This is a genomic window from Pseudomonas psychrophila HA-4, from assembly GCF_000282975.1.
In the GTDB taxonomy this organism is placed as follows: Bacteria; Pseudomonadota; Gammaproteobacteria; order Pseudomonadales; family Pseudomonadaceae; genus Aquipseudomonas; species Aquipseudomonas psychrophila_A.
This window is the reverse complement of sequence record NZ_ALJC01000138.1, coordinates 1-15,663: the sequence shown is the minus strand read 5'-3', so window position 1 is coordinate 15,663 and position 15,663 is coordinate 1. Positions and strand designations below refer to the sequence as shown.

Annotated in this window: 18 protein-coding genes; 9 read left to right on the top strand and 9 right to left on the bottom strand. The window is 57.3% G+C overall.

Features of this window, described 5'->3' with window-relative positions:
- Positions 1-263: 263 nt before the first annotated feature.
- The 3 genes from B347_RS0123740 to B347_RS0123730 all read right to left on the bottom strand — a co-directional run bounded on the left by B347_RS0123740 (position 264) and on the right by B347_RS0123730 (position 1,911).
- Entirely contained in the window at positions 264-941 is a 678-nt protein-coding gene (locus B347_RS0123740; protein ID WP_019412189.1) for a response regulator transcription factor, read from the bottom strand.
- Between the two features lie 66 nt (positions 942-1,007).
- Positions 1,008-1,307: a YciI family protein gene (locus B347_RS0123735; RefSeq protein ID WP_019412188.1), complete on the bottom strand. Its 300-nt coding sequence runs from the start codon at positions 1,305-1,307 to the stop codon at positions 1,008-1,010.
- A 1-nt stretch (position 1,308) separates the two neighbouring features.
- Entirely contained in the window at positions 1,309-1,911 is a 603-nt protein-coding gene (locus tag B347_RS0123730; protein ID WP_019412187.1) for a septation protein A, read from the bottom strand.
- 84 nt (positions 1,912-1,995) lie between these two features.
- Here B347_RS0123730 and B347_RS0123725 point away from each other — a divergent pair, with 84 nt between their 5' ends.
- The 8 genes from B347_RS0123725 (at position 1,996) to arfB (ending at position 9,415) form a co-directional block, all read left to right on the top strand.
- Positions 1,996-2,859, top strand: coding sequence for a PHP domain-containing protein (locus B347_RS0123725; RefSeq protein WP_026014387.1), 864 nt, complete (start codon positions 1,996-1,998; stop codon positions 2,857-2,859).
- A 13-nt stretch (positions 2,860-2,872) separates the two neighbouring features.
- Complete coding sequence (locus B347_RS0123720) at positions 2,873-3,502, top strand: L-threonylcarbamoyladenylate synthase (RefSeq protein ID WP_026014386.1); 630 nt, start codon at positions 2,873-2,875, stop codon at positions 3,500-3,502.
- 128 nt (positions 3,503-3,630) lie between these two features.
- Positions 3,631-4,329, top strand: a complete 699-nt coding sequence (locus B347_RS0123715) for a segregation and condensation protein A (RefSeq protein WP_192812413.1) — start codon at positions 3,631-3,633, stop codon at positions 4,327-4,329.
- A 12-nt stretch (positions 4,330-4,341) separates the two neighbouring features.
- On the top strand, positions 4,342-5,325 hold the full coding sequence (gene scpB / locus B347_RS0123710) for an SMC-Scp complex subunit ScpB (RefSeq protein ID WP_019412183.1): 984 nt from the start codon (positions 4,342-4,344) through the stop codon (positions 5,323-5,325).
- 34 nt (positions 5,326-5,359) lie between these two features.
- Complete coding sequence (locus B347_RS0123705) at positions 5,360-5,551, top strand: DUF1289 domain-containing protein (protein ID WP_019412182.1); 192 nt, start codon at positions 5,360-5,362, stop codon at positions 5,549-5,551.
- Between the two features lie 143 nt (positions 5,552-5,694).
- On the top strand, positions 5,695-6,891 hold the full coding sequence (rluB, locus tag B347_RS0123700) for a 23S rRNA pseudouridine(2605) synthase RluB (RefSeq protein WP_019412181.1): 1,197 nt from the start codon (positions 5,695-5,697) through the stop codon (positions 6,889-6,891).
- A gap of 605 nt (positions 6,892-7,496) precedes the next feature.
- The gene (locus B347_RS0123695) at positions 7,497-8,915 is read left to right on the top strand and encodes an amino acid permease (protein ID WP_019412180.1); all 1,419 of its coding nucleotides are present in this window, start codon (positions 7,497-7,499) and stop codon (positions 8,913-8,915) included.
- A gap of 86 nt (positions 8,916-9,001) precedes the next feature.
- The gene (arfB, locus tag B347_RS0123690; protein ID WP_019412179.1) at positions 9,002-9,415 is read left to right on the top strand and encodes an alternative ribosome rescue aminoacyl-tRNA hydrolase ArfB; all 414 of its coding nucleotides are present in this window, start codon (positions 9,002-9,004) and stop codon (positions 9,413-9,415) included.
- Between the two features lie 44 nt (positions 9,416-9,459).
- Here arfB and B347_RS0123685 read toward each other — a convergent pair whose 3' ends face one another.
- The 6 genes from B347_RS0123685 to phhA all read right to left on the bottom strand — a co-directional run bounded on the left by B347_RS0123685 (position 9,460) and on the right by phhA (position 13,659).
- The gene (locus B347_RS0123685) at positions 9,460-10,647 is read right to left on the bottom strand and encodes an MFS transporter (protein ID WP_019412178.1); all 1,188 of its coding nucleotides are present in this window, start codon (positions 10,645-10,647) and stop codon (positions 9,460-9,462) included.
- Between the two features lie 36 nt (positions 10,648-10,683).
- Entirely contained in the window at positions 10,684-10,860 is a 177-nt protein-coding gene (locus B347_RS26755; protein WP_019412177.1) for a hypothetical protein, read from the bottom strand.
- Between the two features lie 84 nt (positions 10,861-10,944).
- Positions 10,945-11,076 carry a hypothetical protein gene (locus tag B347_RS27080; RefSeq protein WP_019412176.1) on the bottom strand — a complete coding sequence of 44 codons (132 nt, stop codon included), beginning with the start codon at positions 11,074-11,076 and terminating at the stop codon, positions 10,945-10,947.
- A 192-nt stretch (positions 11,077-11,268) separates the two neighbouring features.
- Positions 11,269-12,465: an amino acid aminotransferase gene (locus tag B347_RS0123670; RefSeq protein ID WP_019412175.1), complete on the bottom strand. Its 1,197-nt coding sequence runs from the start codon at positions 12,463-12,465 to the stop codon at positions 11,269-11,271.
- Entirely contained in the window at positions 12,465-12,821 is a 357-nt protein-coding gene (locus tag B347_RS0123665; protein ID WP_019412174.1) for a 4a-hydroxytetrahydrobiopterin dehydratase, read from the bottom strand. Before B347_RS0123665 ends, B347_RS0123670 begins: the two co-directional genes overlap by 1 nt.
- Positions 12,822-12,867: 46 nt before the next feature.
- A complete protein-coding gene (gene phhA / locus B347_RS0123660; RefSeq protein WP_019412173.1) occupies positions 12,868-13,659 on the bottom strand; it encodes a phenylalanine 4-monooxygenase in 792 nt (263 codons plus the stop codon).
- Between the two features lie 266 nt (positions 13,660-13,925).
- Here phhA and B347_RS0123655 point away from each other — a divergent pair, with 266 nt between their 5' ends.
- Entirely contained in the window at positions 13,926-15,488 is a 1,563-nt protein-coding gene (locus B347_RS0123655) for a sigma-54-dependent phenylalanine hydroxylase transcriptional regulator PhhR (protein ID WP_019412172.1), read from the top strand.
- Positions 15,489-15,663 lie beyond the last annotated feature (175 nt).

The following is a 15,663-nucleotide window of genomic DNA, read 5'->3' as shown; positions in this document are numbered from 1 at the left end:
TCGACCCCCATAACAGCGCCTGCGTTCGGCCTGCTGTGATGGGCTTTTGAGTCGACTAGGCAATCGCGTGGCGACAGGGATATTTTTTAGACCCAAAGCGCAGTTGTACCTCCGGGCTACACATTTTGTGTTAGCCGCCGTGAGGGCGAAACCCGTAAAAAGCCTTAATACACCCAACGGATATGTACACAAACCATCAAAAAGCACTGCCGCTACGCGCCAGATCGCAGCCTGCTGCAGCGGCTACAACGTTCGGGCCAGTCTTAAGCGCTATAAAAATAGCCGCGGCTGCGCAAAGCAACAATGCGCGGGCGGCCATCGGGGTGCGGGCCTATCTTTTTACGCAGGTTGCTGACGTGCATGTCGAGGCTGCGGTCGTACAGGGTCAACTTGCGGCCTAGGGCAATCTGCGCGAGTTCCTGTTTGTCCAGCGGCTCGCCTGGCTGACGCAGTAATGCTTCAAGTAAGCGGCTTTCAGACACGGTCAGCACAATGTCGTGTTCATTGATGGTGACAACACCGCGCACCGGACTGAAGCACAGGTCGCCCAGTTCCATTTGGCTGGACACCGCTGTTGGGTGGCTGCGTCGCAATACGGCACGCAAGCGTGCAGTCAGTTCGCGGGGGTCGCAGGGTTTGGCCAGGTAATCATCGGCGCCCAGTTCAAGCCCCAGAATTCGGTCCAGCGGTTCGCCGCGAGCTGACAGCATCAGCACCGGCAAGTCTGGGTGGTCGTGGCGCAGTTGCTTGAGCAACTCCAGACCGCTGCCATCTGGCAGCATCACATCCAGCACCACGGCATCGGGGCTGGAATCGAGCAGCGCCTTGCGGGCGCTCAGGCCATCGTGGCAAGCGCGTACCTGAAAGCCTTCCTGGCTTAACCAACTGCTCAGGAGTTCACACAACTCCTGGTCATCATCTATCAGTAACAGGTCGCTCATGTCTCACTCAATGTTTAGCCAGTGACGACCACTATCTATGGCGGTCACTGGCAAAGATAGCCCGGATTAAGGCAGGACTTGCTTGAACGGCTTTACGATCACATTGGCGTACACACCCGCGCCAACGTAAGGGTCCACGTCGGCCCAGGCTTGGGCTGCGCTCAGCGACTCGAACTCGGCAACCACCAGGCTACCGGTAAAGCCGGCAGCGCCAGGATCGTTGCTGTCGATGGCCGGGTGCGGGCCAGCCAATACCAGACGGCCTTCGTTCTTAAGTTGAGTCAAACGCTCAAGGTGTGCCGGGCGTACGCTCAGGCGTTTTTCGAGTGAGTTTTCAACGTCTGTAGAAATGATTGCGTAGAGCATGTCAGTCCTCGGATTTGGTGTTGGTCGGTGCAGAATCGGTGTCATGCAGGTGGCGCGACAGGTAAATGCCCTGAGCAATCAGGAACAGCACTGTCATGCCCAGGCTGCCGAATACTTTGAAGTCGACCCAAATGCTCTGGTAGGTGAACGCGACGAACAGGTTGGCCGCGCCGCAGAACAAGAAAAAGCCGATCCAGGCCACGTTCAGGCGGGTCCATACGGCATCGGGAAGGGTCAATGCATGGCCCATGATGCGTTTGATCAGCAGCTTGTCGCCGATGAAGTGGCTACCGGCAAATGCCAGGGCAAACAGCCAGTTCACCACGGGCGCTTTCCACTTAAGGAAGGTTTCGCTGTGGAAGGCCAGGGTCAGGCTGCCAAAAACTAGGCAGGCGATCAGGGTCAGCCATTGGCTCTTTTCGAGCTTGCGCTGTTTGAAAAACAGAATGCCGTATACCACCAGGGAGCTGACGATCAACATCGCCGTAGCGCTGTAGATGCCCCCGACCGTCAGGCTATGCCCGGCGATATCGACGATGCGTGGCTCGATTTTGTAGACGATGAAAAACAGTAACAGCGGGATGAAGTCGATGAATTGTTTCACAGTGGCAGCCAGAAGCAGGATGTGGCGGCATAATAACAAACATCAATGACAGCGAAAGCGTCAGCTAGAGGTTATTAAATCCCCGTGGAAATAGACTTGCATTGCCATAGCACAGCCTCTGATGGCGCGTTGGCGCCAGCGGCGTTGGTTGCGCGTGCGTTCGAGAAAGGTGTGCGAGTCCTGGCCCTGACCGATCACGATACACTTGAGGGCCTTGAAGAAGCCCGCGCAGCGGCGCAGGCCTTGAACATGACGTTGATAAACGGCATCGAATTGTCCTGTACCTGGGGTGGGGCGACGATTCATGTCCTGGGTTATGGTTTTGACCTCAACGCCCCGGCACTGCTCGACGCGATTGCCAAACTGCATGACGGGCGCTGGCTACGGGCTGAAGAAATAAGCCGTAAGTTGGCCCTTAAAGGTATGCCTGGGGCTCTGGACGGTGCTCGGGCCATCCAGCAAGGGCTGGGTGACAGCGGCAACGCGCCGGCCCGCCCGCATTTTGCCGATTATCTGGTACAGGCCGGGTATGTCAAAGACCGCGCCGAAGCGTTCCGTAAATGGCTGGGCGCAGGCAAACTGGGCGACGTTAAACAGCATTGGCCTAGCCTTGAAGACACCGTGGGCACGCTGCGTGCTGCTGGTGCCTGGGTCAGTCTGGCGCATCCTTCGCATTACGATTTCACCCGCAGCAAGCGACGTCGGCTGATTGGCGACTATATTCAAGCTGGGGGTCACGCAATTGAGGTCGTTAACGGCTATCAGCCTGCCGATCAGGTGGGCAGCTTGGCGATTCTGGCGCGTGAGTTCGGTCTGCTGGTGAGTGCCGGCAGTGATTTTCATGGCCCTGGAGGTTGGTCCGAGATCGGCGAGTACCGTCCCATCCCGGAAGATCTGCCACCATTGTGGTGTCGATTCAAATATGACCAGCCTGCTGTCACCGTCTGAACAGGAACCTAACGTGAGTCAATTTTTCCAGATTCATCCGGAGAACCCGCAGCCACGCCTGATAAAACAGGCAGTCGAGATTATTCGTAAGGGCGGAGTCGTCATTTACCCTACAGACTCGTCTTACGCCGTGGGTTGTCAGATGGGTGACAAGGGCGCGATTGAGCGCATCAAGCGCCTGCGTGGCCTAGACGACAAGCACAACTTCACCTTGATGTGCAGCGATCTGTCGCAATTGGGTTTGTTTGCCAAGGTGGATACAGGCGTGTTTCGTTTGCTTAAGGCCCATACGCCGGGGCCTTACACCTTCATTCTCAATGCCACCCGTGAAGTGCCGCGTTTGTTGCTGCACCCCAAGCGCCGCACCATTGGTATGCGAGTGCCGCAGCACCCGATTGCCCTGGCGTTGCTGGCTGAATTGAATGAACCGCTGATGAGCGTGACATTGATCCTGCCGGGTGAAACCGAGCCGATGGAAGACCCATACGAGATTCGCGATGCGCTCGAAAAACAGGTCGACTTGATCATTGATGGTGGTTTTGGCGGTCATAAAGCCTCGACCGTCATCAGCTTGGTCGATGACGAGCCCGAAGTGGTACGGGTGGGCTGTGGTGATCCGACGCCGTTTATGGTCGAGGCCTGATGTCTGACGTAGAAATAGTAGACGCTGTTGATGCCCAGGCCGGCGCCCAGCAAGAACTGCCGTTCGCCATGGTTTATGGCCAAGCTGTTATCGAAATGCCGATGGACCTGTACATCCCGCCGGATGCACTGGAGGTATTTCTTGACGCCTTTGAAGGCCCGCTCGACTTATTGCTGTACCTGATCCGCAAGCAGAACATCGATATTCTCGACATTCCCGTGGCGGAAATTACTCGCCAGTACATGGGCTATGTCGAGCTGATGAAGACCGTGCGCCTGGAACTGGCCGCCGAGTATTTGGTGATGGCCGCCATGCTGGCCGAAATCAAGTCGCGCATGCTGTTGCCGCGTTCCGCCGAAATCGAAGAGGAAGAAGGCGACCCGCGTGCCGAACTGATTCGCCGCCTGCAACAATACGAGCGATTCAAGGCGGCTGCTGAAGGTATTGACGGCTTGAGCCGGGTAGGGCGCGACGTCATTGTGCCCAAACTCGATGCCCCCGAGGCCCGTGCGCGTAAGCTAGTGCCGGATGTCGCGCTGGAAGAACTGCTGATGTCCATGGCCGAAGTACTGCGCCGCACCGACATGTTCGAAAGCCACCAGGTCAGTCGTGAAGCGTTGTCGACCCGTGAGCGCATGAGTGACGTGTTGGAGCGCCTCAAAGGCGGCGGTTTTGTGCCGTTTGTCGAACTGTTTACTGCCGAAGAAGGTCGTCTTGGCGTGGTCGTGACCTTTATGGCTATTTTGGAACTGGTCAAAGAGTCGCTGGTCGAGTTGGTGCAAAATGAGCCCTTCGCGGCAATCCACGTGCGTGCGCGAGCCGAATAAAGAGCTGAAACCATGAACCTGACTGAACCCCGCGAACTGGCCCCCTTGCTGGAGGCTTTTTTATTGGCCTCTGGAAAGCCGCAAAGCCTTGAGCGCTTGTTTGAACTGTTTGAAGAGGGCGAGCGGCCTGAGCCGCCCGTGTTCAAAAAAGCCCTCGAACTGCTGCGCAAATCCTGCGATGGGCGGGCCTTTGAGCTAAAGGAAGTCGCGTCGGGTTATCGCCTGCAAATTCGTGAAAAGTTTTCCCCCTGGATCGGGCGACTGTGGGAAGAACGCCCGCAGCGTTACTCGCGGGCCATGCTCGAAACCATGGCATTGATTGCTTATCGCCAGCCGATTACCCGTGGCGAGATCGAAGACGTGCGGGGCGTGGCGGTAAACAGCCACATCGTCAAAACCCTCCTCGAGCGTGAGTGGATTCGTGTGGTGGGCTACCGCGATGTGCCGGGCAAACCGGCGATGTTTGCGACCACCAAAGCCTTTCTGGATCATTTCAACCTGAAAAATCTCGACGATTTGCCGCCATTGGCCGAGTTGCGTGAGCTGGAGCCTGACCCGATTCTCGACTTCGACGATGCCCCGGTGCCTGCACACCTACAAGCCCTGGCCGATGAAAGTGCTGAACCTGAAGAGCCAAAAGATGAAACCAGCTTCCGCACCCTGCTGGTGGAACTGGACACCATGGAGGAAGGTCTTAAAACTGACTTTGAAGACCTGCTTCGTGACGGCGCGCAAGGCGCAGTTGCAAGTGACGTGGACGCAGTTGCTAGCGAAGAGCTGCAAGCTGCAAGTGACGGTGACGCAGTTGCTAGCGATGAGCTACAAGCTGCAAGTGAAGAGCCAGAGCCGAGGATCAGCGCTGCCGAGTTGGCGCGTCAGCGGTTGCGGGCTGCCGTGGCGGCACTCGAGGCCAGGCCAACGTTAAGTGACGAAGAACTCGAAGCCCGGGCCTTGGCCGAAGCCATCGAACAAGAACGCCGCGAACAGGAAGACTGACGCACTCCCACAAGTGCACTGGAAGGCCGTAACCATGAGTTCAACCAAAGACCCCTGCATCGACGTTTGCAAGTTTACCGATGACATTTGCATCGGTTGTGGGCGTAGCAAGCGCGAAATCAAAGCCTGGAAGAAACTCGACAAGGAAGAAAAACGCACCGTTCTGGCCGAATCGTCTCTGCGTTTATTGGCCCTGAAAGCCACCGGTCGGCGGAAAAAGAAGTAAGCCAGACACTTCATGACGATGCATTGATGCGTAATGCCCAACATCCGCGTATGATTCGCGACCCCGCGGCGCTCGTTCGAGCCCCAAGGCCTATTTTTAACACCTCAGGCATCGCCTGAATCGACACACCGGGAGGTGCCCAGATGAGTGATCTAGACCCTAAAGACAGCCAAGAAATTGGCCCAGCAGGCGAAAAACTGCAAAAAGTTCTCGCCCGTATTGGTGTGGGTTCGCGACGCGACGTAGAGAGTTGGATCAGCCAAGGCCGAATTAAGGTCAATGGCAAGGATGCAACCCTAGGTTTGCGCGTAGACCTGCATGACGCCATCTCCATCGATGGCAAGGTGATCAAGCGTGAAGAGGCCGCCGAATCGGTGCGCCGCGTGATCATGTACAACAAACCCGACGGCGAAATCTGCACCCGTGACGACCCTGAAGGCCGTCCGACCGTGTTCGACAAATTGCCGCGTCCAAAAGAAGGCCGCTGGATCAATATCGGCCGTCTCGACATCAACACCACCGGTTTGCTGATGTTCACCACCGATGGTGAGCTGGCTAACCGCCTGATGCACCCTTCCTACGAAATGGACCGTGAATACGCGGTACGTGTGCGTGGCGAAGTGGATGACGAGATGATCGAGCGCCTCAAGGCGGGCGTTGTGCTGGAAGACGGCCCGGCGCGTTTCACCGACATCAAACAAGCACCGGGCGGCGAAGGTTTCAACCATTGGTACCACTGCGTAGTGATGGAAGGCCGCAATCGTGAAGTACGTCGCTTGTGGGAATCCCAAGGCTTGGTGGTTAGCCGCCTGAAGCGCGTACGTTTCGGTCCGGTGTTCCTCAACTCCGACCTGCCGATGGGCCGCTGGCGCGAAATGAGCCAGTACGAAGTCGACATCCTCAGCGCTGAAGTCGGCCTTACGCCGGTTGCCATGCCTGAGATGAACGCCAAGAGCAAAGACAAACTTGAGCGTATGCAGCGTAAGTCGTCGCGCCCTGTGGCACGTGCAGACCGTGTTGCACGTGTTCTGCGTCCAGCCGAAGGTGCGCCATTGGCACCGCGTCCAGCACGTCAGCCGCACATCGAAGGCGAGCGTCCAGGTCGCCCGGCCCGTGATGAAGCGGCCCGTCCTGCCCGCAAGCCAGCCGGTCGCACCGACCGCGTACCTGCGGGCCGTGGTGCACCAGTGGCCGAGCGTCCTAGCGAAGTCAACAAGCGTCCAACCAAGCCAACCCGTTCGGGCCCAAAGCTGGTTGAAGATGCGCCGTCAGGCAAGCGTCGTGGCGCACCGGCCGGTTCTGGTCAGCGTCCAGGCTTCGGTCGTCGCAAGCCGCAGTAAACACTCGGCGCTGTCATAAAAAACGCCAACCCTCACAAGGGGTTGGCGTTTTTTTGTGCCCATAAACCGCACATGTCTCCTCTAGGAGCGAGCAATAGCATTAAAGGTGGAAATATTTCTTTACGGCCCGTAAAGCTATCTCTACAAAATCAACAGGTTATCGGGTCTAACTGCCTGTGTTGGCACTCATGTAAAGATAACTTTCCGAATAAAAGCCATTGCGCACCATTTCTGCGCAAAACCTGGCTTGTTTCGTGTTGCAAACGGCGGTGTGATGAGAACTTGCCTACGAGCGGGTGTACAATGCGCCACGTTTTAACTGTGACTCAATTGCGTACCCGCGCATTTTGCGCCGCTCGGCGATGTGCTGATTGGCCAATAAATCGAGGCTAACCCGCCTTGTTAATTCCGCATCGCCACAAGCGTTGCGGGTTCGATTCCGTCACAGATAAAAACAAACAGGTGACGCATGACTCGTGAAACAACCTTGGATTCCTGGCGCCTGCGCTGGGGTTTGATTTGTGTTGTAGACCCTTCGATCACTGCCTCTGGTGCTCACGTTACAACGCACTGAATCACATCAAACCTTGTGTGGAACCCTTTTAATGAGTGGACAAACCTCGCATTCGGGCGAGCTTAAACGCGGCCTGAAAAATCGTCATATTCAGCTGATTGCCCTGGGTGGTGCGATCGGTACTGGCCTGTTCCTCGGCTCTGCCGGGGTACTGAAATCAGCCGGCCCATCGATGATCTTGGGCTATGCAATCTGCGGCTTTATAGCCTTTCTGATCATGCGCCAGCTCGGCGAAATGATCGTTGAAGAACCTGTCGCCGGCTCCTTCAGCCACTTTGCCCACAAGTACTGGGGCGGCTTTGCTGGCTTCATGTCGGGCTGGAACTGCTGGGTGCTGTACATTCTGGTCGGCATGTCAGAACTCACTGCCGTCGGTAAATACGTGCATTACTGGTGGCCAGAGATCCCGACCTGGGCCTCGGCTGCGGCCTTCTTCATTCTTATTAACGTGATCAACCTGACCAACGTCAAAGTGTTTGGCGAAGCCGAATTCTGGTTCGCGATCATCAAGGTGGTGGCGATTGTCGGCATGATCGCCCTAGGCAGCTACTTGCTGGTCAGCGGCAGCGGCGGCCCTCAGGCCTCGGTCACTAACTTGTGGGAGCACGGTGGGTTCTTCCCGCACGGGATCACCGGTCTGGTGATGGCCATGGCTTTCATCATGTTCTCGTTCGGCGGTCTGGAAATGCTCGGTTTCACCGCGGCAGAAGCCGACAAGCCGCGCACTGTGATCCCTAAAGCGATCAACCAAGTGATCTACCGCATCCTGATTTTCTACATCGGTGCGCTGGTGGTTCTGCTGTCGTTGACCCCGTGGGACTCGCTGCTTGAAACCCTGAATGCCGGTGGCGACAGCTACAGCAGCAGCCCGTTCGTGCAAGTGTTCTCGATGCTAGGCAGCAACACTGCTGCGCACATCCTCAACTTCGTGGTCCTGACTGCGGCGCTGTCGGTGTACAACAGCGGCACGTATTGCAACAGCCGCATGCTGCTGGGCATGGCGCAGCAGGGCGATGCCCCGAAAGCGCTGGCTAAGATCGACAAACGCGGGGTGCCAGTCAACGCGATCCTCGCTTCGGCGGCGGTCACTGTGATTGCCGTGTTGCTCAACTACCTGATGCCGCACGATGCGCTGGAACTGCTGATGTCGCTGGTCGTGGCCACGTTGGTCATTAACTGGGCAATGATTAGTTTCTCGCACTTCAAGTTTCGCCAGCACATGAACAAAACCGCACAAACGCCCTTGTTTAAGGCGCTGTGGTACCCGTATGGCAACTTCATCTGCCTGGCGTTCGTGGCGTTCATTCTGGTGATCATGCTGATGATCCCGGGTATTCGGGTCTCGGTGTTTGCGATTCCGGTGTGGGTAGTCTTTATGGGACTGTGCTACTGGTTCAAAGGCAAGAACCCAAAGCAGGTGCAGTCTGCGACTTACAGTTCAGCCAAATAAGCTGATTGGTAAACCACAAACCCGGCCATTGCGCCGGGTTTGCTGTTTGTGGGGTATCCTGCACGCCCTGATAACGGACCTTTTTAATGCTGGTGATCTCCAACAACGTTCATATCCCCGATGACGAAATCGAACTCACGGCCATTCGTGCTCAAGGCGCGGGCGGGCAGAACGTCAATAAAGTCTCAAGCGCCATACATGTGCGCTTTGACATCCCCAACTCGTCCTTGCCGCCTTTTTACAAAGAGCGGCTACTGGCGCTGCGTGACAGTCGGATCACCAGTGACGGCGTGCTGATTATTAAGGCTCAGCAATACCGCACCCAAGAGCAGAACCGGGCGGACGCGCTGGAGCGGTTGGCTGAGTTGATTGTGAGCGCGACCAAAATCGAGAAAAAGCGTCGTCCGACCAAGCCGACGCTGGGCTCAAAAAAGCGCCGCCTCGAAACCAAGACCAAGCGCGGCAACATCAAGGCCGGGCGTGGCAAGGTAGATTTTTAGAAGGGGCGAAAGATGACGTGGGAGTAAGCGTGCCCCCACAAGACTTAGTCAGGCCGCAAGCGTTTCGCCTGCCGGTACAAATAAACGCTCAGCAACAAACCACTAAACGCTGCCAATGCCGCAAACAAAAAGATCGAGGCAAAGCCAAAACCTGCCGCGACGGCGCCCACTAGTGGCCCAGTGATGCCCAGTGACAGGTCGATAAACAGCGAATACGCACCCACGGCAGCCCCTCGGCTGGAGGCGGGCACCAGGTTGACCGCCTCAACCCCCAGCGCCGGAAACACCAGTGAAAACCCAAAGCCGCTCAGAGCTGCGCCCGCCAATGCCAGTTGCGGGCTAGGTGCCAGCCACAGCAACAGCAAGCCAAGGGTCTCGACGCTGAGGCAGACAATGGCCACCCGAAAGCCGCCAATACGATTGATCAGGTTGCCAAACAGCAGTCGCGCGCTGATGAAGCTGGCGCCAAACAAGCTAAGGCACAGCGCGGCGTTTTCCCAGTGATTGGTGGCGTAGTACAGGGTGATAAAGGTGGCGATGGTGCCAAAACCAATGGAGCCCAGTGCCAAGCCAGTGCCGTGGGGCAAGACGCGGCCCAGTACGTGTAGAAACGGCAAGCGCACGCCGCTGACAATTGGCGCTGCCTGTTTTGGCCAAGCCAGTGCTAAGCCCAGCGCGGCCAGTGCCATGATGCTGACGCCCATGCTCCACATGCCCAAGTGCTCGACCATGATCACGCCCAGTGGCGCGCCAATGGCGATGGCGCCGTAGCTGGCGATGCCGTTCCAGGAAATCACTTTTGCGGTGTTGGCGGCGCCAACTCGACCAATGCCCCAGCCAATGCAGCCCGAGCCGATCAGGCTTTCTGCGCTGCCCAGTACCAGGCGACCAATTAGTAAGCTCGTGAGGCTTAGGGCGGGGGTGGCCGACAGCCAGCTGGACGCTAACATCAGCACACCACTCAGGCCGCAGCCCGCCAGGCCATACATCACTGCGCGCTTGCTGCCGCTGTTGTCGATGATGCGGCTGGCATAGGGGCGGCTGAGTAACGTGGCCAGGTATTGCACGCTGATCACTAGCCCGGCGATGACGGTGCCATAGCCAAGGTGGTTGTGAACGTAGCCGGGCAATACGGCCAGCGGGATGCCGATATTCAAATAGCCGATAAAGGTAAACAGAACGATGGAAACCACTTGCAGCGTGATTGCCATAGGGCGCTGTGTTTCAGGCATGGGGTAAGGGTCCTGCGGGAAGCGGTTCGGTGCAGATTACAACGGTGCAACCAATTGTGTCGCGATTAAAGCAGCCAGAGCGTTTTCTTGGGTGCCAAAGCGTTTGAGAAGCAGAGCCTGTTTTTCTGGACTGAGACGCTGCCAAAGGTCGATCATTTTTTCGGCGGTGCCGATCAGCACGCTGGCCTGGGTGTCGCTAAAGGTGTCGGTCACGCTGCAATCCAGGGAGAGATAGGGGGCGATTGTGTCAGGCGGTATGAAAAACCAGAAGCTTTTCGCACCGCCTGAGTCAGCCGGTCAGTCTTCGCTGTCGGCTTTGAGGCTCTCAGTGGCCTCGTCCAGTGCGGGGTTTTCGCCACTGGTGTGTTGCGGGGTTGGCTGCTGAGGTTCATGCAGACTTGGGAAGGGGAGGTTTGGGATTTCGTGCATCGTCGCGCTCCTCGTAAGGTGTGTTTTTAAATCGCTGGGTAAATCCGCGCTTTTAAAAAGCTTGGGCAGGATACAGGAGGGAGTGTGACAATTTGTCTTTTTATTACGTCTGGCGGGGATTGTGGCGAATTTTTCATGATTCCAACCTGTAGCCGCTGCCGCAGGCTGCGGCAGCAGCTACACAGTTGTGACTTAGTCGGTGCACACCTGCGCAATCGCTTTGGCCAGCAGGTTTAGGCGGGTGCCATCCACGCCGGCCATGTTTGCGCGCCCCGAGCCGACCATGTACACGCTGTGCTTCTCACGCAGCAACTGAACTTGTTCTGCCGTCAGGCCGGTGTAAGAAAACATCCCGCGTTGCTCGTTGATATGGGCAAAGTGCTCTGCCAGCCCGAACGGTGCCAGTGCCTCTACCAGGCCTGCGCGCAGTTGCGCGATGCGGCTGCGCATGGCTTCTACTTCGTCGGCCCACAGCGCTTTGAGCTGGGGATCACCGAGGATAGCTGCCACCACCGCAGCGCCATGATCGGGTGGGTTAGACCACAGGTTACGGGCCACATGGGCCAGTTGGCTGCGCACATCCTTGAGTTTTTCTGCGTCGTTTGCACACACGATCAAGGCACCGACACGCTCGCGGTACAGGCCGAAGTTCTTCGAGCACGAACTGGTGATCAGCACTTCCGGCAGTTCGCGGGCGAACAGTCGGGTCGACCACGCATCCGCTTCCAGCCCGTCTCCAAAGCCTTGGTAGGCAAAGTCGATCAGCGGCAGCAACTCGCGGCGCCGCACCACGTCCAGCACCTGCAGCCAATCAGCCTGTGACAGGTCGAAACCGGTTGGGTTATGGCAGCACGCGTGCAGCAACACCACGTCACCTTTGGGCACTTGCTCAAGGGCTTGCAGCATGGCAGCGACGCTGAGCGTGTTGTCGCTGCCCACGTATGGGTAGTGGCTGACCTTCAGACCTGCGGCCGCGAAAATACTTTCGTGGATTGGCCAAGTCGGATCGCTCAGCCAGATCCCGCGCCCCGGCAGGCACTGCGCGATAAAGTCAGCAGCCAGGCGCAGTGCGCCGGTGCCGCCCGGAGTTTGTGTGGCTCCCGCACGCTGGGCGGCGAGCAGCGCTGAGTCGGCACCCAGTACCAGTTGGCTGATAAGCGCACCAAAACTGCTGTCGCCGTGGCCGCCGATGTAGGTTTTGGTTTGTTGCTGATCTACCAATCGTTGTTCGGCCTGCTTGACCGACTGCAAAATGGGTGTAAGGCCATTGGGGTCCTTATAGACGCCAACACCCAAGTCGAACTTGTTCGGGTTGCTGTCCTGATTGTAGGCGTCGATCAACCCCAGAATCGGGTCGCCCGGCACCCGGCCGATGGCTGCGAAGTGCATTACTTGCGGCCCTCGGCGGTTTTAGCCACTTCATCGGTACGTGCGGCCATGATGAAGTCGTTGCGGTGCAGGCCCTTGATCGAGTGGCTCCACCAGGTCACGGTCACTTTGCCCCATTCGGTGAGCAGGCCCGGGTGATGGCCTTCAGCCTCAGAGATCTCACCCACGGCGTTGGTAAAAGCCAGTGCGTGTTTGAAGTTCTTGAACAGAAAAACCTTTTCCAGCTGCATGACGCCGTCGCGAACTTCGATGTTCCAGTCTGGGATCTGCTTGATCAGAATCGGCAACTCTTCGTCACTGACCTGTGGAGCGTCGGCGCGGCAGGCTTCGCAGTGGGCTTGGTTCAATGTGCTCATGGTGTATTCCTGAAATCGATTTTTATTGGTCTGGAAAGATTAAGGGTCAGGCTGCTTTCGGTTTTGGCGCGAACTTGGGTGCGTGCAGCCCCATCGCCATGCCTTTTTCGACCATGCCCATAATGTCTTCGTGGGCCAAGTCAAACAGTCGCTTCAAGTCCGGTAGGACAAAATACAGCGGCTGCAAAATATCAATTCGATACGGCGTACGCATGGCTTCCAGCGGATCGAAGGCCTGATGTTCAGGCTCTGACGACAAGCTGTAAACCGTTTCTTTAGGCGATGAAAGAATTCCGCCGCCATAGATGCGTTTGCCTTGTGGCGTATCCACCAGCCCAAACTCAATGGTCATCCAATACAGGCGGGCCAAGTACACGCGCTCCTCCTTGGTGGCTTGCAGGCCGAGCTTACCGTAGGTGTGGGTGAACTCTGCGAACCATGGGTTGGTCAGCAGTGGGCAATGGCCGAAAATCTCGTGAAAAATGTCAGGCTCTTGCAGGTAATCCAGCTCTTCGGGGGTGCGAATAAACGTCGCCACCGGGAATTGTTTGTTGGCGAGCAATTCAAAAAAAGTCTCGAAGGGAATCAGTGCCGGAACCCGGGCAACTTGCCAGCCGGTGGTTTCGCCCAGTACCTGATTGATCTCGCTCAACTGCGGGATGCGGTCATGGGGCAGGCCGAGTTTTTCGATGCCTTGCATGTACTCAGGGCAGGCGCGGCCTTCCAGCAGTTTCAACTGTCGGGTGATCAGCGTGTTCCACACCCCGTGTTCCTCGGGTGTGTAGTCGATAAAGCCATTGGCATCCGGCTCACGGGCGACGTATTTCGTTTGTTTCATGGGGCTCTCCGCGGGGCAATCATTGTTATTTTTCTGAAGTGGCGGCGGGTGTTCATTGCCTTAAGTGATACCTCAAGTGCCTGTGGGGTACAGCCGGGCAAACGTTTCTATTGCAAGGATGGCGTGTGCGTTTCGTAAATAATTCGTTACGGAAGGGCGATTGGACTGTCATTCTTGAGTGGGTGACTGCAAAATCGTCACAAAATCGTGACAGCGAAATGCTTTCCCTAGCAAAAAAACATCCCCGTAGTAGCGAGCCTTGCACCATGCGTATCAAAGTCCACTGCCAAAACCGGATTGGCATCTTGCGCGACATTCTTAACCTGCTGGTTGCCTACGGCATCAACGTCAAGCGGGGCGAGGTAGGGGGCGATCAGGGCAATGCGATCTATCTGTACTGCCCCAACCTGATCAACCTGCAATTTCAGGCGCTGCGCCCGAAATTTGAAACCATTGCCGGGGTTTTCGGGGTCAAGCGCGTAGGGTTAATGCCCAGCGAACGCAGGCACATGGAACTCAATGCCTTGCTTGGCGCGCTGGAATTTCCGGTGCTGTCGATTGACATGAGTGGCTCGATTGTCGCGGCCAACCGTGCGGCCGCGCAGTTGCTCGGGGTGCGGGTTGATGAGGTGCCGGGGATTGCCCTGTCGCGTTACGCCGAAGATTTCGACCTGCCGGAGTTGGTGCGGGCCAACAAGTCGCGGATCAACGGCCTGCGGGTCAAAATCAAGGGCCATGTGTTTCTGGCTGACATTGCGCCGTTACAACTGGAACACGACGAAAGCGAGGCCATGGCCGGTGCGGTGCTCACGCTGCACCGAGCTGACCGCCTCGGTGAGCAGATTTACAACGTGCGCAAACAAGAGCTGCGAGGCTTCGACAGTATCTTCCAAAGCTCGAAAGTCATGGCGGCCGTGGTGCGTGAGGCCCGGCGCATGGCGCCTCTGGATGCGCCGCTATTAATAGAAGGTGAAACCGGCACCGGCAAAGAGTTGCTGGCACGGGCCTGCCACTTGGCCAGCCCGCGCGGGCAATCACCGCTGATGGCACTCAACTGCGCAGGCTTACCCGAGTCGATGGCTGAAACCGAGCTGTTCGGTTACGGGCCGGGAGCGTTTGAAGGTGCGCGGGCCGAAGGCAAGTTGGGCTTGTTGGAACTGACCTCGGGCGGCACCTTATTTCTCGATGGTGTTGGGGAAATGAGTCCGCGCTTGCAAGTCAAATTGCTGCGGTTCTTGCAGGACGGTTGCTTTCGGCGGGTGGGCAGCGACGAAGAGGTTTACCTCGATGTGCGAGTGATGTGCGCCACCCAAGTCGACTTGTCCGAACTGTGTGCCCGTGGCGAGTTTCGTCAGGACCTGTACCACCGGCTCAACGTGCTCTCGCTGCATATTCCACCGCTGCGTGATTGTCTGGATGGCCTGGAACCTTTGGTTGAACACTTTCTGGATCAGGCCAGTCGGCAGATTGGCTGCGCGTTGCCGCGCCTGGCATCGGCGGCCATGGACCGGCTGAGCCACTACCATTGGCCGGGTAACGTGCGGCAATTGGAAAACGTGTTGTTTCAGGCGGTGTCGTTATGTGATGGCGGGGTCGTCAAGGCCGAACACATCCGTTTGCCGGACTATGGCGTGCGACAGCCGCTGGGCGAGTTTTCGATGGAAGGCGGGCTGGATCAGATCGTCGGGCGCTTCGAAAAGGCCGTGCTGGAACAGTTGTACGCCGAACACTCGAGCAGCCGTTTGCTGGGTAAGCGGCTGGGTGTGTCGCATACCACCATTGCCAACAAACTGCGCGAGCACGGCATCATCAAGCCTGGGAAAGAATGAACCCCAAAGCCCCTCACCCCAGCCCTCTCCCGGAGGTAGAGGGAGCTTGATCGGGTGTGGCTGTAGACTTTTTATGGTCTGAAAGCATTGCGCTGAACCTGAAAGCACCTCGGTAGAGTTCCTTCTCCCTCCGGGAGAGGGCTAGGGTGGGTAGAAACCGGGTACGTCCTTTACG

Bases quoted from the DNA above. Each gene is read 5' to 3' on its own strand.
- B347_RS0123735 (WP_019412188.1), bottom strand. From the start codon at position 1,307: ATGCTCTACGCAATCATTTCTACAGACGTTGAAAACTCACTCGAAAAA.
- rluB (WP_019412181.1), top strand. From the start codon at position 5,695: ATGAGTGATCTAGACCCTAAAGACAGCCAAGAAATTGGCCCAGCAGGC.
- arfB (WP_019412179.1), top strand. From the start codon at position 9,002: ATGCTGGTGATCTCCAACAACGTTCATATCCCCGATGACGAAATCGAA.
- B347_RS0123670 (WP_019412175.1), bottom strand. From the start codon at position 12,465: ATGCACTTCGCAGCCATCGGCCGGGTGCCGGGCGACCCGATTCTGGGG.
- B347_RS27080 (WP_019412176.1), bottom strand. From the start codon at position 11,076: ATGCACGAAATCCCAAACCTCCCCTTCCCAAGTCTGCATGAACCTCAG.
- B347_RS0123695 (WP_019412180.1), top strand. From the start codon at position 7,497: ATGAGTGGACAAACCTCGCATTCGGGCGAGCTTAAACGCGGCCTGAAA.
- B347_RS0123685 (WP_019412178.1), bottom strand. From the start codon at position 10,647: ATGCCTGAAACACAGCGCCCTATGGCAATCACGCTGCAAGTGGTTTCC.
- B347_RS0123665 (WP_019412174.1), bottom strand. From the start codon at position 12,821: ATGAGCACATTGAACCAAGCCCACTGCGAAGCCTGCCGCGCCGACGCT.
- B347_RS0123655 (WP_019412172.1), top strand. From the start codon at position 13,926: ATGCGTATCAAAGTCCACTGCCAAAACCGGATTGGCATCTTGCGCGAC.
- B347_RS0123740 (WP_019412189.1), bottom strand. From the start codon at position 941: ATGAGCGACCTGTTACTGATAGATGATGACCAGGAGTTGTGTGAACTC.
- scpB (WP_019412183.1), top strand. From the start codon at position 4,342: ATGAACCTGACTGAACCCCGCGAACTGGCCCCCTTGCTGGAGGCTTTT.
- phhA (WP_019412173.1), bottom strand. From the start codon at position 13,659: ATGAAACAAACGAAATACGTCGCCCGTGAGCCGGATGCCAATGGCTTT.
- B347_RS0123705 (WP_019412182.1), top strand. From the start codon at position 5,360: ATGAGTTCAACCAAAGACCCCTGCATCGACGTTTGCAAGTTTACCGAT.